Origin of the sequence: Gordonia terrae, assembly GCF_051789125.1 — a bacterium.
Lineage (GTDB): Bacteria > Actinomycetota > Actinomycetes > Mycobacteriales > Mycobacteriaceae > Gordonia > Gordonia terrae_A.
In genome coordinates, this window is the sequence record NZ_CP196526.1 from 4,403,821 (window position 1) to 4,430,785 (window position 26,965).

Annotated in this window: 27 protein-coding genes and 2 pseudogenes; 10 read left to right on the forward strand and 19 right to left on the reverse strand. The window is 67.5% G+C overall.

From position 1 onward, the window contains the following. Nucleotides 1–65: 65 nt before the first annotated feature. Nucleotides 66–683, reverse strand: a complete 618-nt coding sequence (locus ACSUZC_RS19910) for a TetR/AcrR family transcriptional regulator (protein WP_439030182.1) — start codon at nt 681–683, stop codon at nt 66–68. A 132-nt stretch (nt 684–815) separates the two neighbouring features. Here ACSUZC_RS19910 and ACSUZC_RS19915 point away from each other — a divergent pair, with 132 nt between their 5' ends. Beyond that, nucleotides 816–1,298 carry a PaaI family thioesterase gene (locus ACSUZC_RS19915; protein WP_439030183.1) on the forward strand — a complete coding sequence of 161 codons (483 nt, stop codon included), beginning with the start codon at nt 816–818 and terminating at the stop codon, nt 1,296–1,298. 15 nt (nt 1,299–1,313) lie between these two features. Here ACSUZC_RS19915 and ACSUZC_RS19920 read toward each other — a convergent pair. Continuing rightward, nucleotides 1,314–3,493, reverse strand: a pseudogene (locus ACSUZC_RS19920) (glycoside hydrolase family 3 C-terminal domain-containing protein). Between the two features lie 52 nt (nt 3,494–3,545). Here ACSUZC_RS19920 and ACSUZC_RS19925 point away from each other — a divergent pair. Continuing rightward, entirely contained in the window at nt 3,546–4,184 is a 639-nt protein-coding gene (locus tag ACSUZC_RS19925) for a TetR/AcrR family transcriptional regulator (protein WP_439030184.1), read from the forward strand. Here ACSUZC_RS19925 and ACSUZC_RS19930 read toward each other — a convergent pair. The 5 genes from ACSUZC_RS19930 to ACSUZC_RS19950 form a co-directional block, all read right to left on the reverse strand. After that, nucleotides 4,120–4,926 carry a tyrosine-protein phosphatase gene (locus ACSUZC_RS19930; protein WP_439030185.1) on the reverse strand — a complete coding sequence of 269 codons (807 nt, stop codon included), beginning with the start codon at nt 4,924–4,926 and terminating at the stop codon, nt 4,120–4,122. The genes ACSUZC_RS19925 and ACSUZC_RS19930 overlap by 65 nt on opposite strands. A 28-nt stretch (nt 4,927–4,954) precedes the next feature. Continuing rightward, nucleotides 4,955–5,980: an alpha/beta hydrolase gene (locus ACSUZC_RS19935; protein WP_439030186.1), complete on the reverse strand. Its 1,026-nt coding sequence runs from the start codon at nt 5,978–5,980 to the stop codon at nt 4,955–4,957. Between the two features lie 348 nt (nt 5,981–6,328). After that, nucleotides 6,329–7,285 carry an MSMEG_6728 family protein gene (locus tag ACSUZC_RS19940; RefSeq protein ID WP_439030187.1) on the reverse strand — a complete coding sequence of 319 codons (957 nt, stop codon included), beginning with the start codon at nt 7,283–7,285 and terminating at the stop codon, nt 6,329–6,331. 85 nt (nt 7,286–7,370) lie between these two features. Further along, nucleotides 7,371–8,063 (reverse strand): DsbA family oxidoreductase, encoded by a 693-nt coding sequence (locus tag ACSUZC_RS19945; RefSeq protein WP_439030188.1) that lies wholly within the window; start codon nt 8,061–8,063, stop codon nt 7,371–7,373. A gap of 46 nt (nt 8,064–8,109) precedes the next feature. Next, the gene (locus ACSUZC_RS19950; protein ID WP_439030189.1) at nt 8,110–8,508 is read right to left on the reverse strand and encodes a winged helix-turn-helix transcriptional regulator; all 399 of its coding nucleotides are present in this window, start codon (nt 8,506–8,508) and stop codon (nt 8,110–8,112) included. A gap of 26 nt (nt 8,509–8,534) precedes the next feature. On the opposite strand from ACSUZC_RS19950, the gene ACSUZC_RS19955 reads away from it, so the two are divergent. Continuing rightward, nucleotides 8,535–8,933 (forward strand): VOC family protein, encoded by a 399-nt coding sequence (locus ACSUZC_RS19955; protein ID WP_439030190.1) that lies wholly within the window; start codon nt 8,535–8,537, stop codon nt 8,931–8,933. On the opposite strand, the gene ACSUZC_RS19960 is transcribed toward ACSUZC_RS19955, so the two are convergent. From ACSUZC_RS19960 to ACSUZC_RS19975, 4 genes are read right to left on the reverse strand one after another with little or no spacing between them, the layout of a single operon-like run. Continuing rightward, nucleotides 8,922–9,332, reverse strand: coding sequence for a low molecular weight phosphatase family protein (locus tag ACSUZC_RS19960; protein WP_439030191.1), 411 nt, complete (start codon nt 9,330–9,332; stop codon nt 8,922–8,924). The genes ACSUZC_RS19955 and ACSUZC_RS19960 overlap by 12 nt on opposite strands. Continuing rightward, nucleotides 9,325–10,413, reverse strand: a complete 1,089-nt coding sequence (arsB, locus tag ACSUZC_RS19965) for an ACR3 family arsenite efflux transporter (RefSeq protein ID WP_439030192.1) — start codon at nt 10,411–10,413, stop codon at nt 9,325–9,327. Before arsB ends, ACSUZC_RS19960 begins: the two co-directional genes overlap by 8 nt. Then, nucleotides 10,410–10,808: an ArsR/SmtB family transcription factor gene (locus ACSUZC_RS19970; RefSeq protein WP_439030193.1), complete on the reverse strand. Its 399-nt coding sequence runs from the start codon at nt 10,806–10,808 to the stop codon at nt 10,410–10,412. The genes arsB and ACSUZC_RS19970 overlap by 4 nt, the downstream gene beginning before the upstream one ends. A 47-nt stretch (nt 10,809–10,855) precedes the next feature. Beyond that, complete coding sequence (locus tag ACSUZC_RS19975) at nt 10,856–12,100, reverse strand: winged helix DNA-binding domain-containing protein (protein WP_439030194.1); 1,245 nt, start codon at nt 12,098–12,100, stop codon at nt 10,856–10,858. Between the two features lie 525 nt (nt 12,101–12,625). On the opposite strand from ACSUZC_RS19975, the gene ACSUZC_RS19980 reads away from it, so the two are divergent. Next, nucleotides 12,626–16,390 carry an nSTAND1 domain-containing NTPase gene (locus ACSUZC_RS19980; protein WP_439030195.1) on the forward strand — a complete coding sequence of 1,255 codons (3,765 nt, stop codon included), beginning with the start codon at nt 12,626–12,628 and terminating at the stop codon, nt 16,388–16,390. 40 nt (nt 16,391–16,430) lie between these two features. Here the strand turns inward: ACSUZC_RS19980 and ACSUZC_RS19985 are convergent, their stop codons facing one another. Further along, on the reverse strand, nt 16,431–18,050 hold the full coding sequence (locus tag ACSUZC_RS19985; RefSeq protein WP_439030196.1) for a carboxylesterase/lipase family protein: 1,620 nt from the start codon (nt 18,048–18,050) through the stop codon (nt 16,431–16,433). 72 nt (nt 18,051–18,122) lie between these two features. Here ACSUZC_RS19985 and ACSUZC_RS19990 point away from each other — a divergent pair, with 72 nt between their 5' ends. From ACSUZC_RS19990 to ACSUZC_RS20015, 6 genes and pseudogenes are all read left to right on the forward strand, one after another. After that, a complete protein-coding gene (locus tag ACSUZC_RS19990; protein WP_439030197.1) occupies nt 18,123–18,476 on the forward strand; it encodes a Fe-S protein in 354 nt (117 codons plus the stop codon). A 342-nt stretch (nt 18,477–18,818) separates the two neighbouring features. Further along, nucleotides 18,819–19,631: a tyrosine-type recombinase/integrase gene (locus tag ACSUZC_RS19995; protein WP_439030198.1), complete on the forward strand. Its 813-nt coding sequence runs from the start codon at nt 18,819–18,821 to the stop codon at nt 19,629–19,631. Nucleotides 19,632–19,680: 49 nt separating this feature from the next. After that, nucleotides 19,681–19,800: pseudogene (locus tag ACSUZC_RS20000) on the forward strand (DUF2510 domain-containing protein); the annotation flags it as partial. A 186-nt stretch (nt 19,801–19,986) separates the two neighbouring features. After that, nucleotides 19,987–20,445, forward strand: a complete 459-nt coding sequence (locus ACSUZC_RS20005; RefSeq protein WP_439033240.1) for a hypothetical protein — start codon at nt 19,987–19,989, stop codon at nt 20,443–20,445. A 157-nt stretch (nt 20,446–20,602) separates the two neighbouring features. Next, nucleotides 20,603–20,812, forward strand: coding sequence for a type II toxin-antitoxin system HicA family toxin (locus ACSUZC_RS20010; RefSeq protein WP_439030199.1), 210 nt, complete (start codon nt 20,603–20,605; stop codon nt 20,810–20,812). A 111-nt stretch (nt 20,813–20,923) separates the two neighbouring features. Further along, nucleotides 20,924–21,328, forward strand: coding sequence for a HicB family toxin-antitoxin system (locus ACSUZC_RS20015; protein ID WP_439030200.1), 405 nt, complete (start codon nt 20,924–20,926; stop codon nt 21,326–21,328). A 467-nt stretch (nt 21,329–21,795) separates the two neighbouring features. Here the strand turns inward: ACSUZC_RS20015 and ACSUZC_RS20020 are convergent, their stop codons facing one another. The 7 genes from ACSUZC_RS20020 to ACSUZC_RS20050 are packed head-to-tail and all read right to left on the reverse strand — an operon-like array spanning nt 21,796 to nt 26,957. After that, the gene (locus ACSUZC_RS20020) at nt 21,796–23,304 is read right to left on the reverse strand and encodes a hypothetical protein (protein ID WP_439030201.1); all 1,509 of its coding nucleotides are present in this window, start codon (nt 23,302–23,304) and stop codon (nt 21,796–21,798) included. Continuing rightward, nucleotides 23,301–23,588, reverse strand: a complete 288-nt coding sequence (locus tag ACSUZC_RS20025; protein WP_439030202.1) for a phage fiber-tail adaptor protein — start codon at nt 23,586–23,588, stop codon at nt 23,301–23,303. The genes ACSUZC_RS20020 and ACSUZC_RS20025 overlap by 4 nt, the downstream gene beginning before the upstream one ends. Before the next feature lie 18 nt (nt 23,589–23,606). Beyond that, nucleotides 23,607–24,047: a hypothetical protein gene (locus ACSUZC_RS20030; protein ID WP_439030203.1), complete on the reverse strand. Its 441-nt coding sequence runs from the start codon at nt 24,045–24,047 to the stop codon at nt 23,607–23,609. 3 nt (nt 24,048–24,050) lie between these two features. After that, nucleotides 24,051–24,323: a hypothetical protein gene (locus ACSUZC_RS20035; protein ID WP_439030204.1), complete on the reverse strand. Its 273-nt coding sequence runs from the start codon at nt 24,321–24,323 to the stop codon at nt 24,051–24,053. Then, nucleotides 24,323–25,855 (reverse strand): hypothetical protein, encoded by a 1,533-nt coding sequence (locus ACSUZC_RS20040; protein ID WP_439030205.1) that lies wholly within the window; start codon nt 25,853–25,855, stop codon nt 24,323–24,325. Before ACSUZC_RS20040 ends, ACSUZC_RS20035 begins: the two co-directional genes overlap by 1 nt. Beyond that, nucleotides 25,852–26,583, reverse strand: coding sequence for a PE-PPE domain-containing protein (locus tag ACSUZC_RS20045; protein ID WP_439030206.1), 732 nt, complete (start codon nt 26,581–26,583; stop codon nt 25,852–25,854). The genes ACSUZC_RS20040 and ACSUZC_RS20045 overlap by 4 nt, the downstream gene beginning before the upstream one ends. Further along, nucleotides 26,580–26,957 carry a putative phage holin gene (locus tag ACSUZC_RS20050; protein ID WP_439033186.1) on the reverse strand — a complete coding sequence of 126 codons (378 nt, stop codon included), beginning with the start codon at nt 26,955–26,957 and terminating at the stop codon, nt 26,580–26,582. Before ACSUZC_RS20050 ends, ACSUZC_RS20045 begins: the two co-directional genes overlap by 4 nt. Between the last annotated feature and the right edge of the window lie 8 nt (nt 26,958–26,965).

Consider the following 26,965-nt stretch of genomic DNA (forward strand, 5'->3'; position numbering starts at 1 on the left):
CCACCGTCACCTCGGTGGTGACGACATGGAGAACCTACTGATGGAGCAGACGCGTGTCCAACGTCTCAGTGGGATCGGAGCCGATCGACCGCCGCATCGCACAGACCTGCGAGCTCATCGATGACCCGATCGAGGGGTTCGACGCTGCGCTGCGTCTGACAGAGACCGACGGCTCCCTCGATCGCCGCGACGACGAGATTGGCGAGTGATCCCGCACGTTCACCGTCCACGCCGTCGACGACCAGACGGGCGGTGACGAGGTCGGCCCAGCGTCGGAGGATCTCGGCGGAGGCGTCGGCGACGGCCGGCTCGCTGCGCCGCGCCAGACCACCCGCCAAGACCGGACAGCCGAACTGGAAGTCGGTGTTGACCAGCAGTCGGCGCCACACACCGCCGATTTCGCGGACGGTGTCCGCCGGCATCATCGTCGTGCGGCGCCCGATGCGTTCGGCGATGAAGTCCCCCGCATACTCGACGGCCTCGGTCATCAGCTGTGTCTTCCCGCCCGGGAAATGGTGATAGATGGATCCGCGCGGCGCCGAACTCGCGGCGATGACGTCGCCGATCGACGTCGCGGCGACGCCGTCACGTCCGATCAGGTCGGCGGCGTGCACGATCATGCGCTCGCGCGGACCGCGTTCGTCCGAGCCGGTGATCACGGACTCGGCGGGCTGTGATGCCATGCAGCAACTCCTATGCAGACCCAGACCCTCATACTCGCGGTGTCCTATGCCAGCATACATAGCATTCGCCGAGGTCATCGCCACACGAGCGCGGCCCCTCGACTATGCGGGTCTTCATAACCGGGGCCGACTATGCAAACATACATAGTCATGAGTACCTCTGCGGACACCGCGACCGACCCCACCGCCCTCTCGGGCCTCGAACTGCTGCGCGCCTGGCAGGCCGGAGGCGCCGGCGCGGACCGTCCGAGCATCGGACGCCTGCTGGGCATGGTGCCCAAGCAGATCGACGAGGGATCGGTGACGTTCGCCGTGACCCCACAACCCGACTTCGCCAATCCCCTGGGCACCGTTCACGGCGGCATCTGCGCGACCCTGCTCGACTCCGTCATGGGATGCGCCGTGCACACCACCCTGCCTGCGGGGGTCGGCTACACGACGCTCGAGCTGAAGGTGAACTACATCCGGTCGGTGGCCGTCGACGCCGGCGAGCTCACCGGCGTGGGGACGGTCATCCACGCGGGTCGCACCACCGCGACCGCCGAGGGCAAGGTGTTCTCACACGACGGAAAGCTCGTCGCGCACGGAACCACCACGTGCATCGTGTTCCGCTGAGCCGCGATCACGGCCTCACCATCCCGCGGCGATGATGGCGGCCACATCGTCGGCACTCATTCCGAAACCGGCGAGACGGCCCAACGGGATGGACGCGATCATGCGCACCATGTCGACGCCCAGCGCATCGTTGTCGGCACTCATCATCGGGTTCTGCGCCGCCAGGTCCGCGAGCTTCTGGGCGACGGCCGGATGCGCGAGTGCCTCCCCGAGGGTCGAGTTCTCGTCGAGCGGGATGCGAACGTCATCGCCGTCCACCTCGACAGTTGCCATCACCCGGATGTCCCGGCTCGACGCGCCGACCTCGACGGTGTACTCCCCGGGTTCGACGATCCACCGATCGACCCGGGTGTCCCAGTAGGCGAGATCGTCCCGGTCGAGGGTGACCGTGACGGTCTGCGACTCACCGGGCTCGAGCTCCCGGGTCACCGCGAAACCCTTCAGCTCACGCGGTGCGCGCGTGACCGCGGAGTCGCGTTTCGAGGTGTAGACCTGAACGACGTCCCGACCACTGCGGGCACCGCTGTTCGTCACCTCGACCCGGATCTCCGACGCGTCATCGGACACGACGAGACCCGCGTAGTCGAAGGTGGTGTACGACAATCCGTGTCCGAACGGGAACGTCACGTCGAGATCGCGGGCGTCGTACCACCGGTAGCCGACGTAGATGCCCTCGCCGTAGCGGACGTGCGAGTGCTCGCCCGGGAAGCTCAGGTAGGCCGGGGTGTCCTGGAGCCGGACGGGCACGGTCTCGGTGAGCCGACCCGATGGGTTGGTCCGGCCGAAGAGCACGTCGGCGATGCCGCCGCCGCCGGCCTGCCCGAGCAGTGCCGCGTCGAGAATCGCGGGCACGCCGTCCAGCGGCGCGAGGCGGAGAACCCCACCGTGCACGAGTACGACGACGGTGTGCGGTTGCGCCTGCAGGATCTCGTTCAGCAACTCGAGTTGTCCGGCGGGCAGTTCGATGTCGTCGCGGTCGAAGCCTTCGGACTCCTCCTCGGCCGCGAGTCCCAGGAACACCACCGCGGCGTCGGCGTCCGCAGCCGCGCGAACGGCCTGCTCCGGATCACCTGACGCGCCGTCGGTGCGGAAACCGCTGCTGAAGGTGACGTGTCCCCCCAGCGCCCGGATCTCGTCGACCGGCACGTCGAGCCGGGTCGGATTCACGTGCGAGCTACCGCCGCCCTGATAGCGCGGTTCCTGTGCGAATTCCCCGATGACCGCCACGGACCGGGCCGGGCCGAGCGGCAGGAGGCCGCCCTCGTTCCTCAGCAACACGACCGACCGTGCCGCGGCCTCGCGGGCCAGCCGATGGTGGCGCTCGGGGTCGATCGCCGTCGCACTCTCACGTCCCGCTGCAGTACGAGCCGCGAGGTCGGCGACCGCGCGGGCCGCTCGGTCGACCGCGGCCTCGCCGAGCTCACCGTTGCGCACGGCGACGACCACCTGTTCGTCGGTCGAGCCACCGCGGCCGGGCATCTCGAGGTCGAGGCCGGCGGCGACCGCGCGGACACGGTCCGAGACCGCACCCCAGTCCGACACGACGAGACCGTCGAAACCCCATTCACCGCGCAACAGGTCGGTCAACAGCCAACGGTTCTCCGATGCGTAGGTGCCGTTGATGCGGTTGTACGAGCACATCACCGTCCACGGATCGGCGGATCGCACGATGTGGGAGAAGGCACGCAGGAAGATCTCCCGCATCGGCCGCGCGTCGACGTCCGAGCTCGACCTCATCCGGTCGTGTTCGGCGTTGTTGAGGGCGAAGTGCTTGAGGGACGTTCCGACCCCGACGCTCTGCACGCCCCTCACCCAGGCCGCACGAGCCGGCCCGTGACGATCGGGTCCTCGGAGTAGTACTCGAAGTTCCGGCCGCCCCGCGGGTCTCGCTTGATGTTCACGCCCGGGCCCAGCAGGACGTCGACCCCCAGCGCCCTCGCCTCGCGACCCAGCGCCTCACCCACGCGGTGCACGAGATCGGCGTCCCAGCTCTGCCCGAGGCCGACCGCGGGCGGGAAGCAGGTCGCGGGTTCACTACCCGCGAGTCCGAGGTGATCGCTCGCGCCCGTCTGCTTTCGCACACCGTGAGGTCCGTCGGTGAGGGTGAGCGCCGGAACGGAACCCACCGCCTTCGTGGTCCAGAAATCGGCGCCGCTGCCCAGTGCGGCCTTCTCGGTCAGGTCGAGCTCGCTCATCCCAAAACAGTACACCGCTCGGTTTTTGGGCGGCGCCGTCTACTGTTGGGGGGTGGTTCGGCGAGGTGCGTATTCCAAGGGCGTGGCGAAGCGGGAGGAGATCCTGACCGCGGTGCTCGACGTGATCGCGCGATCGGGGTACCGCCGAGCCACGGTGCGTGAGCTCGCACAGGCGGTGGGCCTGAGCCAGGCCGGCCTCCTGCACTACTTCGGCTCCAAGGAACAGCTGTTCACAGCCATCCTCGAGCGTCGGGACGCAGTCGATCGCGGACTCCATCCGGACACCGCCCTGCCCGACGCACTGGTGGATCAGGTTCGTCACAACGAGAGCCAGCCCGGGCTGGTGCAGCTCTACACGCGCTTCGCGGCCGAGGCGACCGAGCCCGATCACACCGCCCACCAGTACTTCGTGGACCGCTACGCGACGGCCCGTCGGACACTGTCCGCCGAGATCGAGCGGATGCAACAGCGCGGGGCGCTACCGCCGGAGACCGACGCTGACGCGCTGGCCGTGATGGCCATCGCGCTCATGGACGGACTCCAGGTGCAGTGGCTGTTCGACGAGACCCTCGACATGGCCGGCCACCTGGAACAGTTCTGGCGACTGGTCCAGAGCATGTCGACCGCTAGCTCAGGAACCGCTCCCGCAGCGCATCCTGCTCGGCGGCGTCGATCCCCAGACCCTCACTGAAGTAGCCACTGATATCACCGAATCGTTGACGCATCTCGTCGAACGCGGCATCGAGGTAGCCGGCGTCGACACCGAGCACGCCGACGAGCAGTTCGGGGTTCCCTCCCGCCGCCGCGAAACCGTCGAAGATCGGGGCGAGCGCGGGGATCAGCCGCTCGTTGGTGAGCAGATAGTCGCGATAGACGTCGTCCGCGGACACCCCCATCAACGTCAGGAAGGCGGCCGATGCCCAGCCGGTCCGGTCCTTGCCGGTGGTGCAGTGCACCAGGATCGGCGTGGGGGCGTCGCCGAGCAGCCCGCGGAAGAACCCGGTGTAGGCATCCGTCGCGCTGCGGAGGGTGATCATCTCGCGGTAGGTCCCCGCGATCATCTCGCGCGCCTTTCCGCCCGAGAGCATCTCGTCCGCCTGCGCGACGACCTCCGGATCGGCGAGAACCGCGCCGATGTTGGCCGGGATCGACATCTGGGCATCGGCGAGGACGTCTAGGCCGATGTTCGACGCACCGGGAAGATCCGGGTCCGGGATGGCTTCGCTCTCATGGCCCGACCTCAGGTCGAAGACCGTCTTCAGCCCCAAGGCCTCCAGTGCAGATACGTCGGCTGCGTCGAGGGCGGAGAAGTCCGTGGACCGAAACAACAGGCCCGATCGAACCGTCCGTCCGTCAGCCGCTGCCCAGCCGCCCAGGTCGCGTAGGTTCGGCAAACTCCGGACGGGGCTCGGCGCTCCCGGGGTCGAGGTCACGCACACATCGTGACAGATCGCGGCCAGCTCAGTCGGTGAGCGCGCGCTCGATCATGGGCCATGACTTCACGAGCTGGTCCTGCCAGTACGGCCAGGCATGAGTACCAGGTGTGTAGTCGACGGTCGCGGGGATGCCGAGTTGTCTGAGCCGGCGGTCGAGGTTGAGGGTGCACTGATGGGTCGCCGCCTCGATGGCGCCGCCGACGGCGATCTGATCGATGTAGATGGTGGTCTGCCCGTCGATCCCCTGGCTCTGCAGGCGGTCGTGCGGACCGGGTACACCGGTGCCCGTGCTGATGTAGATCGACTTGCCGCGCAGTTTGTAGGCGTTCACCACCGGGTCGTGCGCACGCCACCCGGGTGATCCGACCGGCCCCCAGATGTTGGCGATGTCGCCACCGCCGCGGCCCTCGACGACCGCCCGGATGGCCAGCCTGCCCAGATTGGTGCTCGTCTCGGCGCATCCGCTGTAGGACGCGACGGCCCGGTAGAGCTCAGGAGCGGACTCGGCGAGACTCAGCGACGACGTGCCCGCCATCGAGATGCCCGCGATCCCGTTCACGCCGGTCGTGTTCAATTTCTTGTCGATCAGTGGCGGCAACTCGCTGGTCAGAAAGGTCGTCCACTTGTTTCGACCCAGCACCGGGTCGACTTTCACCCAATCGGTGTAGTAGCTGTATGCGCCGCGCATGGGAACGACGACATTCACATTCTTGTCGGCCACGAAGTCCACGATGTCGGTCTGTTCGAACCAATGTCCGGTGCCCTCGCCGCCACCTGCGCCATTCAGCAAATAGAGAGTGGGACGCGGCTTCGAACTGTCGGCCGGCAGAAGAACCCGAACCGGCACCTCGCGTTTCATCGACGACGAGTACACCGACAGGTCCACGACCCGCCCGTCGGCGATCGCGCGGGCGAGGGACGCAGCGCGTGCCGACTCGGCGTCCGGCTCAGCCGACGCCACCGACGGAACACCAACGGCCACAACGATTGCGATGACGGCGACAGCCGTGACGATCAGGCGCCGGTGGAGAAAACCACCCACTGCGGACATCACAGTCCCTTCACATGACTTCTACCGCACCGTCGCCTCGACAACGGAACTCCAACGTGCAGGTATCAATCCGAATACTTTTCACCATACGCACCCGGATGGGACGCGTCCCCGGGACGGCATCCCTCGAGGCCATTTGTTCACCCGTAACCGGTCGTCGAGAAACAAATGATTTGTGAGTTTCACCGGGCCGCAAATGTATTTCCACGGCAAAGGGTGCGACTGACCTGCGAATACGGGATGAAGTCCAGAGGGTGCACCGGCCGTGAGGGGCCGCGATTGCCGTCGCGATTCCGCAAGAGTTGGACCGACCCGCACCTACCTCCGGGGCAAATTCAACCGATCGGACTACACCCTCCTGCCGTTCTGCTGCTCCCGTGCAGTAGCGGTACGCCCGGCATGCGCGACGCCCACCGGAAAGAGCTTCCTCGGGTTCTGCAGGAGGGCGGGCGGGACGACCGATGCCCGGTCGAGCGTGCCCGTCCACCGGACGCGTCGTCGGTGCGGGGTGAGAGCTCTGCCGCGCAGGGAGAACTCGTAGTCACCGACGACCTCCCCCAGCGCGAGGACGTCCTGATCGGCCGGGTCGACGACGGCGATCTCGTCCGCGATCGCGACGTCGCTGACGAACGACGCGAGCACCCGGAGGTCCTTGCCCGGTCGACGACCCGGACAGACCTCCTTCAGCAGTGCGCGCAGTTCGCTCTCGGTTCCCACCGAGGCGTCGACGTCGATGCCGGACTCGGTACCGAATCCCACGATTCGCCTCCGCCGGAACTCCGCGTACTGCTCCACCGACGACGGGCGGATGACCCACACGCTGCGCGCCGGGACGTCGAGGTCATGGGCTGCCGCCGAGTCGGGCGCGTCGGGCCAGAAGTACGGAAGGTCATCGCCGACGTCGTCGAACCGGGCGCCGTAGAAATCCGGGTCCTTGCGGAGCAGCGCCGAACGATGGCTTCGGTGGATGCGCTCGTCACCCAGCCACGGTGGCAACAGGCCACTGGTGGCCAGATCCGACTGCGACCTGCCCACCACGTCCGGCGCGAACTCGGCGATCATCGGGGCGGTCGAGTCGGCACGACCCTCTCGCGTCCAGGCGTCGACGAACGCGAGGCCATAGGCGACGAGCGCCGGGGTGTGACCACGCCACATCACGACGGCGGGATGATTGGCCCAGCCGTAGTCGAACAACTCGAGCGCACGCAGGATCTGCAGTGTCTCCACCCGCTGCTTGCCGAGTCGCGCCTGGTCGAGAGCCTCCGCGGAGCGTCGGAAGTCCGGATACGGCAGGAACGTCTGCATCGCAGGTACATACCCACTTCGGCGGGGCACTCACACGTCGGCGGGCCCCACAAACCCACCCCCGATGGACACACCCGCACCTGATTCAGGGGTGTGTCTGACCATCGGTGGTGGGTTTGTCGACCGATCCGTTCACCTCGGCCCGGACCTTCTCGAGGGCTTGCGTGAACGTTTCCGGCGCCTGCGCACCGGACACGCCGTACTTGCCGTTGATCACGAAGAACGGCACCCCGTTGATGCCGTATGCGCGCGCCTGGTCGATGTCGGCGGTGACGGCGGGCGCATACTCACCCGAGTCCAGAGCCGCGATGACCTCGTCGCGGTCGAGGCCGATCTCCACCGCCAGATCCGCGAGTTCGTCGCGTCGTCCCAGGTGACGCCCCTCCTCGAAGTAGGCCTTGAACAGCCTCTCCATCAGATCGAGTTGTCGGCCACGGGCTTTCGCGAAGTGCAGCGCTTCGTGCGCCTGCAGTGTCTTGGTGTGCTGAAGGATGTCGAAGTCGTAGTCGAGACCGACCTCGGCGGCGAGCCCCCTCACCTGTTCGAGCATGCCCTCCACCTGCTGGGCAGGCATCCCCTTGTGCCGGACCAGGAAGTCCACCTCGGACCCGTCGAAGTCGACCGGTGTGTCGGGCGCGAGCTCGAAACTGTGATACGTCACCTCGACGTCGTCGCGTCCGGCGAATGCTGCGAGTCCGGCCTCGAACTTCCGTTTGCCGATGTAGCACCAGGGGCACGCGATATCGGACCAGATGTCGACGGCGATGGGAGCGCTCATGGCCGTCCCAACACCTCGCGTACCGACTTCGTTCCCGGCGATGCTGTCACTCTCGGTCGACCGACCCCGCCGCCGCCAGCAGGTCGTCGAGATGGGATCGCGACCAGTCGCACAGGCCGTGGACCGTCGTGACGAGGTCCCGACCGGCGTCCGTCAGGGTGTAGTCCACCCGCGGGTTCGCGCTGCGATGGTCATCTCGGTGGACGAGCCCATGCGCCTCGAGATCGCGCAGCGTCTGGGTCAGAACCTTGTCGCTGATCGTCCCGATCGACCGTTTCAACTCACGGAACCGGCGGGGGCGCTGCAACATCTCCTCCAGGACGGTCAATCCCCACTTCGTCGACACGACGGCGAACACAGATCGCGCGAGCTCTCGTGCCCGCTGCTCGGCACCGGCGGACGACGCCGCGTCCCCACTCACCTGAAAGTGCGTACTGCCGCTCATCCGCCTGCGCTCCTAGCGTGGGGTCGATGCGAGTGCTGAAGACCTACGCCAGGATATTCGTCGCCGACCTCGACGAGTCACTACCGCTCTACGAGACGCTCGTCGGCACTTCCGCCGATCTTCGGTTCCCGTTCGAGAAGGCCGAGCTCGCCGCCGTCGGCGACTTCCTCCTCATCGCGGGAACCGACGACGATGTCGAGCACTATCGGTCGACCGTCGGTCCGGTCGTCGTCGACGATCTCGACGCACTCATCGCACTGCTCGATGCGGCCGAGTTCATCGGCGAATCCCGCAGTGCGACAGGGCGCTTCGCATATCTCCGACACCCCGACGGCGCTGTCGTCGAGTACGTCCAGTGGTCCCCGGACACCATCGCCTCGGTGTTCGGTCCGCCGTCAGGGCAAGCCCGCCGATCAGCGTCCTAGACGGTCGGCGAGGCCGCGGATGCGTGCGGTGATGTCGTCGCGGATCAGTCGCATCCGTTCGATGCCGTCGATACCGTCGACCGAGGGCTCGACGGTGTCCCAGACCTCGATCTCGACCCCGTCGGGCGTCGCGACCTCTGCGGTACCGACCACCACGACGAGATCCGCCGCGCGCATCAGGTCGTCGGTGAGTTGACGAGGCCGGTGGCCGGTGACATCGACGCCGACCTCGGCAAGCGACCGGGCAGACAGTTCGTTGACCCGACCGCCGACCTTCGCACTCGTTCCGGCCGATGACGCCGCGATGCGGTCGGTCACCGTGGGCGAGAGATGTTCGGCCATCACGGATTTGCCGCGATTGCTCACGCAGACGAACAGCACGTCGATGGATTCAGCCACGGCGGACGGCCTCCTCGGTGGGTTCGACGGGAGCGGTGAAGCGTGTGCGCAGCGCCAGGGACACATAGACCAGGCCGACGAGAACGGGCACCTCGATGAGTGGCCCGATGACCCCGGCGAGGGCTTGACCGGAGGTCGCACCATAGGTCGCGATCGCCACGGCTATGGCCAACTCGAAGTTGTTGCCGGCGGCGGTGAACGCGAGCGTGGTGGTGCGCTCGTAGCCCAGTCCCATCGCGGCACCGAGAACAAACCCTCCGCCCCACATCACCGCGAAGTAGATCAGCAGCGGGAGCGCGATCCGGGCGACATCCCAGGGCGCCGAGGTGATCTGTTCCCCCTGCAGGGCGAAGAGCACGACGATGGTGAACAGCAGACCGTAGAGCGCCCACGGCCCGAGACGCGGCAAGAACGATGTCTCGTACCACTCACGACCCTTGAGGCGTTCGCCGATGCGGCGGGTGAGGTAACCGGCGACCAGCGGAATGCCGAGGAAGATCAGCACCGACTTCGCGATCTGCCACGGCGAGGCGTCGATCGTCGTCTGTTCCAGGCCGAGCCAGCCGGGCAACACCGAGAGGTAGAACCAGCCCAGCACGGCGAACATGACCACCTGGAACACCGAGTTCAGCGCGACGAGAACGGCCGCGGCCTCGCGGTCGCCGCACGCCAGATCGTTCCAGATGACGACCATCGCGATGCAACGGGCCAGCCCGACGATGATCAACCCGGTCCGGTATTCCGGCAGGTCCGGCAGCAGCAGCCAGGCCAGCGCGAACATCAACGCCGGGCCGAGGATCCAGTTCAGCAACAGCGATCCCAGCAACAGACGACGATCGCCGGTCACCGAGTCGAGCCGGTCGTAGCGCACCTTCGCCAGAACCGGGTACATCATGATCAGCAGTCCGAGGGCGATCGGCAGCGAGATGCCGTCGAGTTCCACCGCCGCCAGCGCGTCACCCACACCGGGCACGATGCGGCCCACCAGCAGACCCACGACCATCGCCGTGCCGATCCACACCGGCAGGAACCGATCGAGCATCGACAGTTTGCCGGCAACCGCGGTCTCGCTGGCGGTCACTCCGATACCTCGAGGGATCGGGGTACCTCGAGGGATAGGGGCACCTCACACGACCGGGACTCGCCCACGACTGCCGCGAGGTCCCCGAGCAGATCCGAGAGCTGTTGCAGCGCTTCGGTGTTCACGCGGTAGTACACCCAGGTCGCGCGGCGTTCGCTTGTCACGAGACCCGCCTCCCGCAACACTTTGAGGTGGTGGGAGATGGTCGGTTGCGAGACGTCGAACGATCCGGAGATGTCGCAGACGCAGGCCTCCCCTCCCGGATGCGCAGCGACCTCCGACAGCAACCGCAACCGAACCGGATCGGCGAGCGCTTTCACCACCGGGGCGGTCGCCTCCGCCTCCGCGGCACTCAGGCCCCGGCCGGCCGTCAGCAGCAGGTTCTTGTTAGACACTCATCAATATTGACCGATGTCGATCCAGAAGTCGACTCGGGGCGATGTCAGAGCCCGCGCGCGTACGGTGCGGCATATCCGGTCTTGAGTGGCTCGTCCCCGAGCCATGCCGCGAGTTCCTCGGCGCGCGCGTCGAGAGCGCGCCGGGCCGCCCGCGTCAGCGGTTCCAGCGGGATGATGTCGATCGACGAGTCCGGCCGGCGGAACCACCCACCGACGATGCGTCCGTCCCACCACGCGGTCTGGCCACCGTTTCCGGCAGTGTCGAAGATCTGGGATGCGTGCGGCCCGAGGTAGAACGCGCGTTCTTTGTGGCCCATCGTGGTCGGATCGAGTTCGGGTAGCAGCACAGCCCGCGGCTCGACCGGATCATCGAGGCCGGTGTCACCGGGAACGTCGTCGGGCAGGACGTGGCCGATGCCGCCGCCCTCGAGGTCCACCTGCACGGTCTCGAGGTCGGCCAGCGCAGCGCGGACGGCGGTCTTGGTCGACCCCAGCCACCACACCATGTCCGTCTCGGTGCCCGGCCCGTAGGTACGCAGCCATCGTTCGATCAGCGCCCGATGTCCGTCGTGCACGGTCATCGACGGCAGCGGCTCCCCGAGCCACCGCTCCATCGACGTCCACGCCGGCCGGGACAGATGCCAACCCAGCCGGTTGGGTCCGCGGACGATCTCCCCCGCCGCGTCGAGCATGTTGAGTACCCGCGGTCCCATCGGGGCGCGCCCCGCCCACGACGTTCCCTCCCCATGCGTGATGTAACCGTCGAGCACCGGCAACCGCTGCCGGAGCTCAGTGGAGGTCAACGATTCACCGCCGGCCAGTTCGGCGAGGACCGCCTCGCGCGCCCGCTCGATCCAACCCTCCGGGTCGTCGTAATCGGGGCTGCGACGCAGATCCCGCAACATGTTCGTGCGCTCGGACGCCGAGATGCGTGGGCCGAGGGCTCCAACCGCCTCGACGAGGACATCGCGCGGGAAGACGAACAGCGTTCGGCGCATCGCGAGGTGTTTGACGACCGTCCGGTCGTCGTAGAGCGCGGCGTCAACATGCTCCCGCCGGAAGCCGGGACCGATACGCGCCCACGCCGACAGGTAGACGGTCGACGGAGTGGTGGCGTGCAAACCGACCATCGTCGACGCGGCGTCGACGACGGTCGAGGCCCGCGAGTCCGGATCGAGGTGCGCACGACGAACGAGTCGCGCGCGACGCTGCGCGTCGGTGATCGTGGGCCGCTTCGCGTCGGTGATCGTGGGCCGCTGCGCGTCGGGAATTCTGGGACGCGCTGTCATCGCGACGCCCCCGGCATGTGTCGCATGAGCAGATCGTAGTGAGCAGGCCCGACGAAAATGCGCGGGCACGCGAACGCGTGAGAGGGGACGCGGGTGCCGGAGTCCGCCGACCCCCGCCGAGAAGAGTCCGGCACCCGCGCGGTTGCGTGGACCGGACGACACACAGCCCCCGACGGGCAGTGTTCTCCGAACACCTCCGTGTGTCCTTCGATCGACGCAACCTGTGCGCTGTCCCGACCCCCGTCGGGATGCGCCCCAACAGCACACCCCAGCGCGGCGCCACACTCCAGTTCCGGACAGCAATTGCCGACATAGGCCCAGGTCACGGCGCAAACGGACTCTCCGGACCGGACGCAACTGTTCCGGACCGGCCCTGGTCACCGGGTCCGGACCCCGCAGTCCGATGCCCTGCGACCGGCTCCCGACGTGGCCGTCACCACACCGGGCACGCAATGGTGGCGCACGCCGATCCGCTATCGCATGATGGTGCGGTCGATCTGTCGGGGCGAGCGTGGGGTCAGGTGAGTGGATTTCGGTGAAGCGCTCGCGCGCCTGTTCGTGCAAGCGGGTCGCCCCACCCTCCGGGCCTCCGCGGCACGCGCCAAGGTGTCGGCGCAACGCATCAGCGACTGGCGCAACGGGCGGCACCTGCCACGCGACTTCGCAACCGTCGAACCGCTCCTCGTCTGGTTGACGTCGCGAGCCGTGGCCGCGGGGGTCGTCGACGTCCTCACGATCCCGCAGTGGCGTGAGATGTGGGACCGTCGAGCCCCCGACGACGCCCGCACCGAACCGCCCCCCGTCCAGCACACGCGTCCGTTCGCCGGGCTGGCCACCCTCACCGCCGCGGACAGCGAGCTGTATTTCGGCCGCGACGACCTCGTGGCCACACTCGTCGACACGATTCTCGCCGCACGCGAGGGGCCGCCTCCGCTGACGCCTGCGTCGCGGCTGGTCGTCGTGACCGGGGTGTCGGGGTCGGGCAAATCGTCGCTGCTGCGTGCCGGCCTCGCGCGGGACCCCAGATCCCCCGACCCGAGACTCGGCGAGATCACCCCCGCGGGTCTGGCCATCTCCACCCCGTCCGACGACACGGACAGCGATCCGGCGATGCCCGACGACGCGGTCATCGTCATCGACCAGTTCGAGAACGTCTTCTCCCTCGAGGAGCCGTTGCGGACCGCCACACTCCGCGAGGTCGAGGAGCTCGCCGCCGACACCGTCGTGGTCGTCGGGGTCCGCGCCGACTTCTTCAGCCAGTGCGTCGAGCACCCGTTCCTCGCCGACGCCTGGCAGAGCCGATGCGTGATCGTCTCCGAGATGACGCGGACGCAGCTACGGGAGGTCATCACCGCACCGGTCCGTCTCGCCGGCGGCCGCATCGAGCCGGGTCTCGCCGACGTGATGATCACGGATCTGTACGAGGCGTCGACGGTGGGTGACCGGGCCGGCCGCCTGCCCTTGCTGGCGCACGTCCTGCAGGCGACGTGGTCGCGGCGGTCGGGCAACCGGATGACCCTGTCGGGATACCGGGCGACCGGCGGCATCGCACGCGCGGTCGCCGACACCGCCGAGGCCACCTGGGAAGCCATCGACCCCGCACATCGCGATCTCGCTCGCGCGGTCCTGCTCGCGCTCGTCCACGTCGGACCCGCCGGGATCGCGCTTCGGGTGCCCTTGTCGACGACCACCCTCACCGGGCGGTTCCCGCCCGAGGTGGCCACGGTCATCGACGCATTCGCGCAGGCTCGTCTGCTGACCGTGTCCACCGATTCGGTGATGCTCGTGCACGACGTCGTGCTGACCGCCTGGCCGCGGCTGGCCGAGTGGATCGCCGACGACTCCGACACGCACCGGTGGCGCCAACAACTCGACTCCGACACCGAGGCGTGGCTGGACAACCACCGCGGCCGGTCGTTTCTCTACACGGGGTCCCGCCTCGACGAGGCCATGCGTCACCGCGCGGCGCTGCACAGTGATTACCTGCACCTGCTCAGCCGCGAGAACGACGCCTTCCTCGACGCCGCCCTCGCCATGCAGCAGCGGCGCCGTCTGACGCGGGTCGGCGCCGTGTCGGTCATCGTCGTCCTCGCGATCGCCGCGACCATCACCGCGGCGATCGGGTTCCGCCAGGCACACGACCTGCGGGAGCAGCGCAACGCCGCCGAACGGTCCGCCCTGCTCTCCCACATCGACGGCATGCAGGCCTCGAACCCATCTCTGGCCGCACGACTGCTCCTCATCGCCCACCGGATCTACCCCGACGACCCGACCGTGGCCAGCCGCTTGCGTGGCGCCGCGACCACCCCTCTCGTCACGCCCGTGGCGGGACACACCGGTCCCGTCTACGACCTCGCCTTCGACCGGACGGGGCGCTACCTGGCTTCGGCGAGCGGGGACCGGACCGTACGGATCTGGGAACGTGCCGACGCCCCGGGCTACCGCGAGGTCGCGGTGCTGCGCGGCTTCGGGAACTACGTCACCGGCACCGACTTCCACCCCACCCGGCCGCTCCTGGCCACCAGCAGCGGCGACGGCTCGGTCCGCATGTGGGATCTGACGAACGCATCGAACCCGCGCCTGGCGACGACCGTCTCTCCCGGTCACGGCACCGTCTACATGGTGCGGTTCTCGGCGGACGGGCAGACGCTGGCCGCCTCGTCGGACGACGGCACGATCACGGTGTACGCCGTGTCACCCACCGGGTCGATACGAGAGACCGCGGTGCTACGCGGGCACACGGCCGCCGCCCGGACGCTGTCGTTCAGTCCCGACGGCCGACTCATGGCCAGCGGCGGCGAGGACCGGACCGTGCGGCTGTGGACCACCGGGGAGTCCCCCCGGCCGGCGGGAATCCTCACCGGATTCCCCAGCATCACCCACGCCGTCGCGTTCGGCCCCGACAGCCGGGCGCTCGCGGTCACCGGGGACAGCCCGAACACCCAACTGTGGGATGTCGCCGATCCCGCCGACCCCCGTCCGGTGAGCACGTCGCTGCCCAACAGCACGGCCGGTTCGTGGTCGATCGGATTCGACCCGTCGGGTTCGCAGGTCGCGTCCGCGCGCGCCGACGGCCTCGTCCGCGTCTGGAACATCTCGAACCCCACGTCCCCGACGCTGCAGTGGGCGTTGCAGACCACCTCCGAACAGGGCTCGGTGCGCACCTTCGCCGCACGGTTCGACCCGACGGGAGAACGGCTCGTCTCGGGGCGGTCCGACGGCACGATCGACGTGTGGAGCCTGCCCGATCGCAGCGAACCCGACCGTGGTGGAACGATCACCGGCCTGGACACCGATGCGTCGCAACGACTCCTGGCCACCGTCGGCGCCGACACCACCCTGAACCTGTGGGCCATGGGATCGGAAGGACTCGCCCTGCGATCCCGGACGCCGATCCAGCGGCGCGTCAACGACCATCCGCGGGTCAGCCTCAACGGCCCGGGGACACTCGCCGCGACGGCGAACAACAACGGCGGTCTGGTCGAACTGTGGGACGTCGCCGATGCCGCGGCCCCCAGACGAGCCGCTGCGCTCGAGGTCGGGACCCGGTACTCGTTCCCGGTGGCGTTCGCACCCACCGGCAACGTCCTGGCCACCGGCGACACCGACACCACCGTCGCACTCTGGGACACCTCGGCGCCCGGCGCTCCCCGCCGGCTGGGGTTGCCGCTGCGGGGTCCCTCGGACCTGATCCGGGACGTGGCCTTCAGTCCCGACGGTTCACGTCTGGCGGTGACCTCCGACGACAAACGCGTCTACCTCTACGACCTCACGTCGGGGCGCGACCTCCCGGTCTCGGTCGTCGACGACGAGACCCCGATCGCGCAGGCAGCATTCGACGACAGCGGCGACGTGCTGGTCGTCGCGGCGCGAGACCTGTCGACGTGGCGGCTCCCGCCGCGGGGCACCGACGGCCGGCCCGAACAGCTCGATCGGCACGAGGACATGTTCGCCTCGACCCTCTCGATGGCACCCAGCCGACTCGCGGTGGGCACGGCGACCCACGAACTGATCAGCTTCGCACTCGACGACGACGGCCGCCTGACCGATCCGCTGCCGGTCGGCACCCTGCTCGCGACCACCGACACCACGACCACCTGGCAGGTCCCGGATCGACTCCCGTCCGACGAGGAGATCATCACCGGCGGTGACACCACGGGAAACGTCTATCGGCACACGCTGGACCTCGACGACGCCCGCCGGTGGATCTGCGCGAGCACTGCACCGATCACCGACGCCCAGCGTGCGGCCTACCTGCCACACGTCGACACCCGCGCGAATTGTGACTGACCGCGCGAATCATGAATGACCGCAGACGGTTTCGGCCCGCTCAACGGAAGCTGAGCACCTCGTCGCCCCACGCCTCCCACAGATCGCCGTCGAGGTTCTGCACGACGCGGTCCTCGGCGTCGATGCGCAGCACCGGACGGTGACCGGAGTCGTAGGTCGGCCAGTTGTCGCCGAGCGACCCGGCGTCCGGGTCGAGTCCGTGCGCGAACGCCGTCCAGCGCCGCATCATCCGCTCCGACACCGCTTCTCCCTGCTTGCGGCCGCCGAGTAGGAACGTGATGTCGCGCGCGTTGGCACCGATGTTGCCCCACACATAGGGGACCTCGGTGGCGTGTGCGGCCCCGAGCCCGAGGAGCCGGAACATCCTCGTCGTCCAGTCGTATCGGTAGACGTACACCGGTGCGCGACGGGCCTGCGCCTCGGCGAGCCACAGGGTGGGCATCCGGAAGGCGACGTCACGCGCCACCCCGAGCCCCGTGACCTTGGGGCGCAGTCCCGAGTACGCGGACAGCACCTGAGCCCGTTCGGGCAGGACGACGTCGGGATACTCCTCGGCCATGCCGGCGAACATGCGCTCGATGTCGGCGGTGGTGATCGGCATCAGCGGGGACTTCATGTATTTGAAGAGGTTCGCCTCGTCGCGGTTGGTGCCGATGATCAGGGGCACCGGGTGTGCGCGTCCGGCGCGGTAGACGTCGAGCGGGTGTTCGGGCAGCAGGTCGCCGTCGATCACCGGGGCGAAGGCGATGGTGCCCGGGGTCTCGGCGGGGATCTTCGAGAACAACTCGGTGGTGATGGCCGCGCACTGTGCGCCGTCGAGGTCCTCGAGCTTCGAGACGATGTTTGCGGTGTCGCTCCCGGCGGGGTCGATTCCTGCCTCGACCAGCAGCTGCCCGGCGACCCGCGCGGCGCGTTCCCGTCCGTACATCGACGTCACCGGCGAACTCTGCGCGATGGCACGACCGAACAGACCGGCGGCGGCCGGCATCGTCAGCAGAGCCGTGACGAGTCCCGCCCCGGCCGACTCCCCGAACACCGTCACCTTGTCCGGGTCACCGCCGAACGCGGCGATGTGGTCGCGCACCCAGGCCAGCGCCGTCAACACATCACTCAGCCCGGCGTTGGACTCGAATCGCGGATCGATCGACGACAGGTCGGCGAAACCGAGCACGCCCAGCCGGTAGTTGAGCGTCACGACGACGACGTCAGATTGGGCGGCGAGGTTCGAGCCCTCGTAGAACGGTTGGCACCCCGAGCCGAGCACGTAGGCGCCACCGTGCAGCCACACCATGACGGGCAGCCCGACGGCGTCGTCGGCGTGCTCGGAGGAGCCGGGCGGCGTCCACACGTTGAGGAACAGGCAGTCCTCGTCCATGACCGCGCCGGGGCCGAGCTTGACCGCGGGGTTCACCACCTGGGGGCACACCGAGCCGAAGGCCGAGGCATCGACGATGTCGGCGGGTGCGTCGTCCGCGGTGAGTGGCACCGTGCGTCGCCATCGGAGGTCGCCGACAGGCGGCTGGGCGTAACGGATGCCCCGCCAGACGTCGGCTCGTTCACCGGCGACCCCGCGGAACGTCCCGACGCCGGTGCGCGCGAGCGGCGCGACCGCCCCCGTGGGTTGCGAGACGGAGGGTGTGCCGGGTTCGTCGTGCTTCATCCGTCCATCGTGCACCGTGAACACGTTCCCGAGTGCCCGAAATTTCGCGCGTCGCCTGGGTAAAGTGACGCCATGGAAGTACTACGCAACGTCGTAATCCTGCTGCACATCGTCGGGTTCGCGGTGACCTTCGGCGGCTGGGTCACCCAGCTCGTCGCCCGGGAGTTCCGGTTCATCCGCGTGATGGACTACGGAATCCTGCTGTCACTGCTGACCGGGCTCGCCCTCGCGGCGCCGTGGCCGGCGGGCATCGAACTGAACTACCCGAAGATCGGCATCAAGCTGGTGATCCTGGTGGTCCTCGGCGCGATCCTGGGCATGGGCAGCGCCCGGCAGAAGCGAACCGGCGAACCCGTACCGCGGCCTCTGTTCTGGTCGGTCGGTGCGCTCTCGCTGCTCGCCGCGGGTCTCGCCGTCATCTGGTGACCACAACGGCCGCACCGCTTCGGAGTCGAGTCGGTGCGGCCGGGATCGCGTGGAGCCCCCTGTCGGGATTGAACCGACGACCGCTCGCTTACAAGGTAGCGGCGCTACCTCGCTCTGTGATTCGGGTCGACTTTGGGAACGACGCCCCTGACGAGCTCCCCGGAATCGCGGCGTGAGGGTGCACGGCCATTGCGTCAGAATTCGCGCGAAGAGAGCACACACTCCTAAGGGTCTGCGCAGGTCAGACCCCCTCGTTAACGTATCGAACGGAAATAGTTCGTTCGTACCAAAAGGTTGGGATTTCTGGGACAGAAGTACACGAATGGGACAAAAGTGATGTCCATGGAAATCACAATCGACACCTGGATCACCCATCTTCACGCCGAGGGAAAAGCGAACCGAACGATTAAGGATCGGCGCATTGTCCTTTACCGACTCGAATCCGATCTCGGCTATCCCGTCATTGAGGCGAACACTCTCGACCTCGCGCGCTGGCTTGGTCGCGATGACCTCGCTGCTGTCACGCGCAGCGTGTACCACTCGATCCTCACCGGATTCTTCCGCTGGGCCGTCCTCAACGGCCACCGCGCCGACAACCCGATGACCCCGATCAAGGCCGCTCGCCGACCGAAGCGGCATCCCCGACCAATCGCCGCCGCCCAGCTCCGCACGCTCATCCGCAACGCCGATCGCGAAATGCTCGCCATGCTCCTGCTCGCCGGGTACGCCGGCCTCCGCGTCGCCGAGATCGCGCGGTTCCACGGCCGCGATCTTGACGTCCATACCGGCATGATCGAGGTCCGGGGCAAGGGCGGGTCAACGCTGTCGATCCCTGCGCACCCGGCGCTGGTCGCTCACGCCTCCCTCATGCCCGCGGGGTTCTGGTTCCCGTCGCAGCGGGCGAAGCACGTCGGTGGCCAGTGCGTATCGGAACGGATGCGCCTGTACATGCTCCGCAACGGGGTGAACGCCACGCCTCACGCCCTGCGCCACACGTTCGCGACCGGGCTCCTCGAGGCGGGCGCTGACCTCCGCGTCGTCCAGGAGCTGATGCGGCACGCGACCTTGTCGACGACTGCGATCTACACCGCGATCACAGACCAGCGGAAGCGCGAAGCGATCGAGCGGCTCGGCATAGAGGACGACGCCGCGTAGCTTGCCCGGACTACAGCGGATTGCCGGGTACGCCCGATATGATCCGCGAATGTCACAGCTGCCGCCTCCTTGGCCGTCCACCCCTGGATGGCACCGCGACCCCGAAAACCCCTCGATGATCCGATGGTGGGACGGGTATCAGTGGACGGCGAATCGCCAGCCGACCCCGCCGACGTCAGCACCCCTACCCCCGTACCCTCAACCCCGAAAGTCGAGCGCGGGCAAGACGCTGCTCATCGTCTGCGGATCGCTGCTCGCATTCTTTTTCGTGGTGGGATCCTGTGCAGCCGTCATCGGATCATCGGGTAGCGATTCGCGCAACGCGAGCAGTAGCACCGCCGCTACCGAAGGTTCCGTGACGACCTTCAAGCCCGATCCGTCCGCTGCCGCAGCCGCATCCCGTTCGGCCGCCGCTGCACGCGAGCAGCGCGATCGAGAGTTCCGCCGGCTCACCGACAAGGCGTCGTACCGCGCGGTCACCTCTCGCGACTGGCAGCTCGTCGCGAAGAATCCCGGCGCGCACAAGGGTGAGCTGTATGTGATCTATGGCCGAGTGGTCCAGGCCGACGCCGCGACTGGCACGTTTCAGATCCGGGTCAACACCGACGGCCAGCAGGTCGACGTCTACGACTTCGACATCAACACGATCGTCACGGCTGGCCTGGCGTCGTTCAAAGAGGTGGTCGAGGACGACCTCGTGACGCTGTGGGTCGGCGTTACCGGATCGGAGACCTACGACACGACCATGGGCGGCTCGGTCACCGCGCCGAAGGTCGAGGCCAACATCCTCGAGGTGTACGGCAACGCCGGATAGCAGTACGTCCCGCCGCACGACCACAACGAGCGCCCCACCCTCGCTATGAGGGTGGGGCGCTTCGCGTCAATGAGCCCGGGCTCATCTACTAAAACCCACTAGAGCAAAAGGTGTCTAGCCGCTTGATTGACCGGCTCTAGTCGGTTAGAATAGACTTATGATCGCAGGAGAGCCCACCCGGACCACAGTGAAGCGGCTGAAGAAAGCCGGGTTCACCCCGCGCGACGCGAAAGGAAGCCACACCATGTACACCTGCCAGCACGACCGGGTGAGCATCCCGATCGCCGACGGCCACCGCGAGACCTCGCCGGGCGTCGTGCGGAAGGTCCTGAAGGCCATCACCGACTGCGCCGATAACTGCGGCTAGTCCGCACGGCGGGCCGGAGCTCACCACTCCGGCCCGCGCCCCTGGGACGCACCACCTGCGATCACCACAGCGCCCCCAGGCTCCACACCGCACACGAGGAGACCGCACACCATGACCACATACCGAGTCGACGTCACCCGCGACGACAAATGGTGGATGATCCGCATCCCCGAACTCGACGGCGTCAACGGCGTCGCCGAACCCCTCACCCAAGCCCGCCGCTTCGAGGACATCGAGACCGAGGCGCGCGATCTCATCTGCCTCGTCGCCGACGTCGCACCCTCAACCGTCGACCTCGATCTACACGTCGACGTCGACGGTCTGGATGTTCTCGAGGTGTCACGTGAGATTGCGGCCGCGCGAGAACAGGCGCATGCCGCGGAGCGCCGCGCCGTCGAGAAGTCCGCGGAGACTGCACGCACACTCCGCGCGGCCGGCCTCGATCTGCGCGACATCGGCGCCGTCGTCGGCCTCAGCTTTCAGCGCGTCTCACAGCTCGTCGGTAAGGCGAGCTGACGCCGAGCCCCTGCTGCGACGGAAGCAGCCCCCGACCTCAGTGGAGGTCGGGGGCTGTTGCGATGAGGAGCCATCCGGCTGCGACGCAGGCGATGATCGCGAGGATCGTGTCGAGGGCCATGCGGGTTGGACGCAGCCGACGGCCGGACGGTTCCGCTATGACCTCAGTGGTGGTAGCCCGTCAAGGCCAGCCTCGGCGACGAGGCTCTCGGGAACGTCGGCGTCGACGCAACCGGCCGTGGAGCACAGCGCACGGTACTTCTCTCGACGATCGTCGCTGGACCCGAAACCCGCGCGATCGCTGTGGCGACAATGGCCCGGTGACCGATCGTGAGACGTTGCGGGCTGCTGCTCATGCTGTGCGGTCGTTGATGCGTGTGAGGACGTCATGTACAGCCGACGCCCCGAAGCTTCCGATCTGGCGGACCGGCTGGCTGCGGTGCTCGGCGACGACTGGGAGCCGTGAACTATGCGAGCCACACCGCGATGCTCGTCCAGGCGGCCGACGCAGGCGTCGACAGTTGCACCGGTGCGCTCGCGCGGTCAGCGACGGCCAGGCAGTTGCCGGAGGTTCGGCGGTAGATGGTGCGGATGGTGCCGTTCGATGTGACGCTGCCGATCTCGGATGACCCGGCGCCGAAGTCGAATCCGACGACGGCGCGCGTGCCGCTGCCCGAGGGGGTGCCCGACGGTGTCGCGCTAGTGCCGCTGCCGAGTGTGCCGCCGGTGACCGAGCTGACTCCGACGTATGACGTCGCTGAGACGATGTGGCCGCTACTGCCGCTGCGATCGGTCTGGATCGTGTGCGCACCCGCGGCGAGCCCGGTCGCGTAGTACATGGCGGCGTTGGCGGTCTTGCCGACCAGAGTCATTGCAACGCCGTCAACTCGGGCGGCGGTGGTGATGTTGCCTGCGACGAACACGATGATCGTTGCGCCGGCCGCCGTCGTGAGATTGAGGCTGGTCGTCGCGGCGCCCTCGGCGATGGCAGTGTTGTCGTAGGCGAAGTTGATGACTGCCGAGACCGAGCCGTCTGGCGCCGACGCCGTGGCGGCGGCGGGTTGTCCGGAGATGGCGGCGTTGCGGACGGCCTGCATGGTGCCCGCGGGCGCCTGGGCGCTCGCGGCGCCAACCGCGCCCACAACGGCGACGTTGCGCACGGTGCTGATCGAGCCGTCCGGGGCCACCGCGGCTGCACCCGCTGGAAGGCCAGGGATCGACGGATTCCGGACGGCGAGTACCGACCCGGGCGGCGAGCTCGCGGTCGCTGTCGCGACCTCGCCGACGATCTCGACGTCGACGACGTTGACGATGTCACCCACCGGTGCCGACGCTGCGGCCTCTGCGGGTCCGCCCACCACGGCGACGTGCCGGACGGTCGCGATCTCGCCTGCGGGTGCTGTTGCTGACGCCGTCGCAGGACTTCCGGTAATGGCGGCGTGCCGGATGGCGGTGACCGATCCGAGGGGTGCTGCGGCAGCCGCGTCGGCAACAGCACCGGCGATCACCGCGTTGCGTTGCGCGACGACCGACCCCTCGCCCGCTGACGCGCTCGCACCCGCTGGATGCCCCACAACGGACACATTGCGGATAGCAGCGACAGCGCCGCCCGGGGCCGTCGCAATCGCGGTAGCAGGCTGCCCGGGGATCTCGTTATTGACCGAGATGGCGCCCGGGGGTGCGAGTGCTGTTCCGCCCGCCGCGAGCCCGTTGATAACGACGTTGCGGGCGGCACTGACCACCCCGTTCGGTGCTGTCGCTGTCGCCGTCGCGGGCTCGCCGGACACCAGCACACCAGTCGGTGCGGACGGCCCGCGGTCCTCCCGCGAGATCTGCCAATGCCGAAGGTCAGTGAGCACAGTGGTGCTGCGATGCTCGGCCGGGACGGTGCCCGTGCGATTCTCGGCGTCCACGTGGACGCGGCACACCTCGAGGGTGGCCGCGACGACCCGGTGCTCGACGGCGACAGCGGTCATTTCTGCTTCATTGCGATATGTAGTGTGCGGTCATCCTCGCGCCCTGCTGCGGTCGTGATGTGATTGGTGACCGCATAATTGCCGCCGCTGGTCCCGGCTGCCAGCCATACCCCCGTCTGAGTGGAGGAGAACGACGAATCGGTCTGGGTTAGCGCGGCGTCGGGGCCGCTGATCGACCATGTGCTGGCGACGATCTGATCGGTGGAGCCGTTGCGTTGCTTGAGCCAGTCGGTCCAGTCGATGCCGTAGTCGAGCTTGGCGTTGGGGTCTTTCTCGATGCGCACGGCGGTCTCGCCTTTCGGTCAGGCAGCGGTGATGTTGACCAGGCCGGAGCCTGACAGGGTGCCGGTGAAGTTGCCCGACGCGCTGATCTTGTCTTCGTCGAAATCCCAGTAGCAGACCAGCGGCTTGTTTGTAGCCGGGGTGTCGTCGTAGACCACCATGAACCGGGCGGTGATGTTGGAGTTGGGCCAACTGGGGTCGTTGAAGTCGACCGAGTAGAGATTGGTCGCCGCGTTGTAGGCGACAGTGACGCCGGTGAGCGTCTGGCCGCCGGTGGTGTACCCCGTCGACCCTCCGCCAGCGATCTCGTTCGTGACGTCGGCTTTGTACCGGTGAGTGTCCTGGTTGGGCGCATAGCTGCTGGTGCACAGCATCGCCTTGAAAGTGTGCGTGTTGAAGTTGATTTCGCCGTTGCCGAGGCTGAGGAACATCGGGCCGTACAGCTTGGATTGAAATGCCATTGGTCATTCTCCTTCTTCGGTGGTGCGTGCTGGCGATACGCCAAAAATCGAGTTACCTTCCGCGTTACGGACGGTGCCGTCGGCATCTTGAGCCCACTGCTGAGGCAAGATCGGGACCGCCGGCGTGCGGTCGGGTGCCTCAGGCGGCGGGGCCGGCCGCACCGGCTCTGGACCCACGAAGACTGACCCGATCCACGTCTTGTCCGGGCGACCGATCTCGAGGATCCCCTCGCGGACCTTCAGGTCGAGCTCTACGCCGTCGATATCGACAATCATCAGTTGGTCCAATCGTAGTAGCGCCAGTTGTCGATCGGGCTGCCGATCGTGAAGCCTGCGTGATGAATCATCAATCCCCCGAATCGGTTTCCCTTCCCGTGGTTGATGACGTTGCTCGAGTCGGTCCACGTCACGATGGGCGGGACGGTGATACTGCCCTCGGCGTTGACGACGTTGCTGCCCTTGTAGACGCGGTAGGTGTTCGTCCCGCCCTGGGTGACAGGCCCGTCGTAGACGACCAGCCAGTGCCCATTTGTCGAACCTGTTGTGCCAGTGGATACGCGAGCGCGCTCGACGAACCCGCCGGACAGCGACGCCATCGTCCCGATCATCACCTCGTTGGCCTCGGTGGCGACATAGAGAAAGTTGGTGAAATCGGAGGATGCGCAGAGCACCACACCCGACCACCGGTCGTTGGCGCCATTGTCGAGTGAGTCCCATTCGGCGGCGATCTTGTCGGTGGTCAGCGGCAGCGTGTACAGCGCCGCGGCCATCCCTTCGATCAACTGGAACGAGGGGTCACGGACGGCGTTGCTTTCGATCTCGAGATTGCCGCCGTTCTGCCGTTGCAGCGACCACGATGGTCCGAGGGTGCTCCGGTTGAAGTTGTCGAAGAAATTGCGCGGCGCGTCGACTTGGCCGACGTCGGAACCGATCTGCACGTACGGGACGAGGTACGAATACGCCTCGTCGGCTTGGGCTCTGGTGATCACCGATGGTGCGCTGTTCGTGGTGCGCATCAAGGCGTAGTTCAGCGGCCTGAACTCCGGAAAGAAGTTCTCCGCTTCCATCTCCACGCCGGCGATCGACAGCGACCCGGACCCGACCATGCGGAACTGCACGCCCAGCCAGTCGCCCATCTCGGAGAGGTACGACGACGGCATGAGGACGCGCTGCCAGGCGTCCACGGTCAGGAAGTCGCCCGCCACGTTGGGGGTGGACGTGAGGAGGGTGAAGCTGCCGTCCTCCCCCATGAGGTAGACGTCGATGTAGGCGGCGGTCACCGTGCCGATCTTGCGGAGCTTGAACGACACCTGCTTTTTCTCGGTGTTGTACTCGCACTTCACCAGCGCCATCGGGAGCAGGCTCTGCGTGGCAATGACCCGGCTCGTGCCGGTGGCGCTGGTGGTTCGCGTAGTGGTCGAGCCGTCGCCCGTGGAATCGGAAACGGTGTGAGTGTGCGCAGTCGGCTTCGCGAGCATCGAGAATGGAAAGCTGGATTCTCCGGTCGGGTCTGGTCCTTCCCAGAAGGGTCGGTTGGACCGCACTGAGAACACCTGTTGGATTGTGACGATCTGCGTCTGCGCCGAATCGGCGGACTCGAGCGCCTGCTCGGCGGTGGTGCTGGTGTCGAGCAGCCACGCACCGAGCGCGTTCGCCAAGGGTTGGCCGATCACGGGGACAATTCCGATCGCGGCCATGATGAAGCGGATCGGGATGTCCTTGAGTGCCTCGATCGTCCTGTCGCTGAACTCTTCCAGAGGGTCGGTTTCGATTCTCGGTTTCCGACCTCCGGGGACTCGTGGCGTCACCGCCCGACCGTCTCGATCTGACGTGCCAACCGGGTGGCGTGCCCGAACCGCGCATAGTCCGTCGTGTGTGTGGTGCCGAACAGGTACGCGTTCGCAGCGCGTAGCGACGCGAGGATGTCGGGTCGCTGCCACCACTCCTCGACGCCGTCGGTGAAGTCGTCGATGACGTTGTCCGTCACGTCGTTGACCCAACGGACCGCAGAAGGGAAGTCGCGCACCGACATCCACTCTGTCGCGTTCCACGCCGACCGAATCGGCGCGTTCGCGACTATGTCGGCGATCGGGTCGCCGGGCGCCCACACGGACAGTAGACGCGGCCCGTTCTTCGGCAGTGTCAGACGGTCAGCGATCCCGCCTCGACCGCCGGCGTGCGACGGCTCGTGCGGGTTGCCCATCGCCGCGATCGCCCGCACATCGAGCCACGGCCGGTGCGGCAGGATCTCGCGGACAAACTTGTACGCCGCCATCACGCCCTGCGAGTAGCAGGCGATCACCGCGGGGTGTGGTGTCAGCTCCACCGCGCGTGCGACGTTCTCCGCGCCGATCCGGATCGACTCGGCCGGTGACACATCACCGATCCCGGTCGCCGGCCCGAAGGCCGCCGGGTAGTCGACGTAGGAGAACTCGTAGCCCGGGCGCAGCGACCGACGCAGCGATTCTGCGGCGGCTGACCGGGCCCGCGGCCTCGACCAGGTGCCGTCGAGCATCAAGACACTGACGGGGGTCATCGGGTGCCGTGCATCCGTGCGATGGCATTGCGGATCTCGTCGCGCCAGATCTCCCACTGATGTCGATAGTCGCCCAGTGCCCATCGATCGCGCCGCGTGCGGTGTTGCAGCACCAGCAGCATCACGAGTAGCGCGAACATCATCAGCGAGCCGCCCGAGTAGAGGGTGAGCCGGATCCACGCGCGGCCCGGGTAGTCCGAGCCCGCCCACACCGAGGCCGAGATCTGGAGCAGCACTAGCGAGAGCAGGATCGATTTGCCGAGGTAGATGATCGATACGCGCTCTTTCCACCACGGCTGCCCAATGAGGTAGCAGAGGGTAAAGACGGTGGTGGTCGCCGCCAGCACAACGAGCGCCCAGTCGGCCACGTCCATCAGTTCCA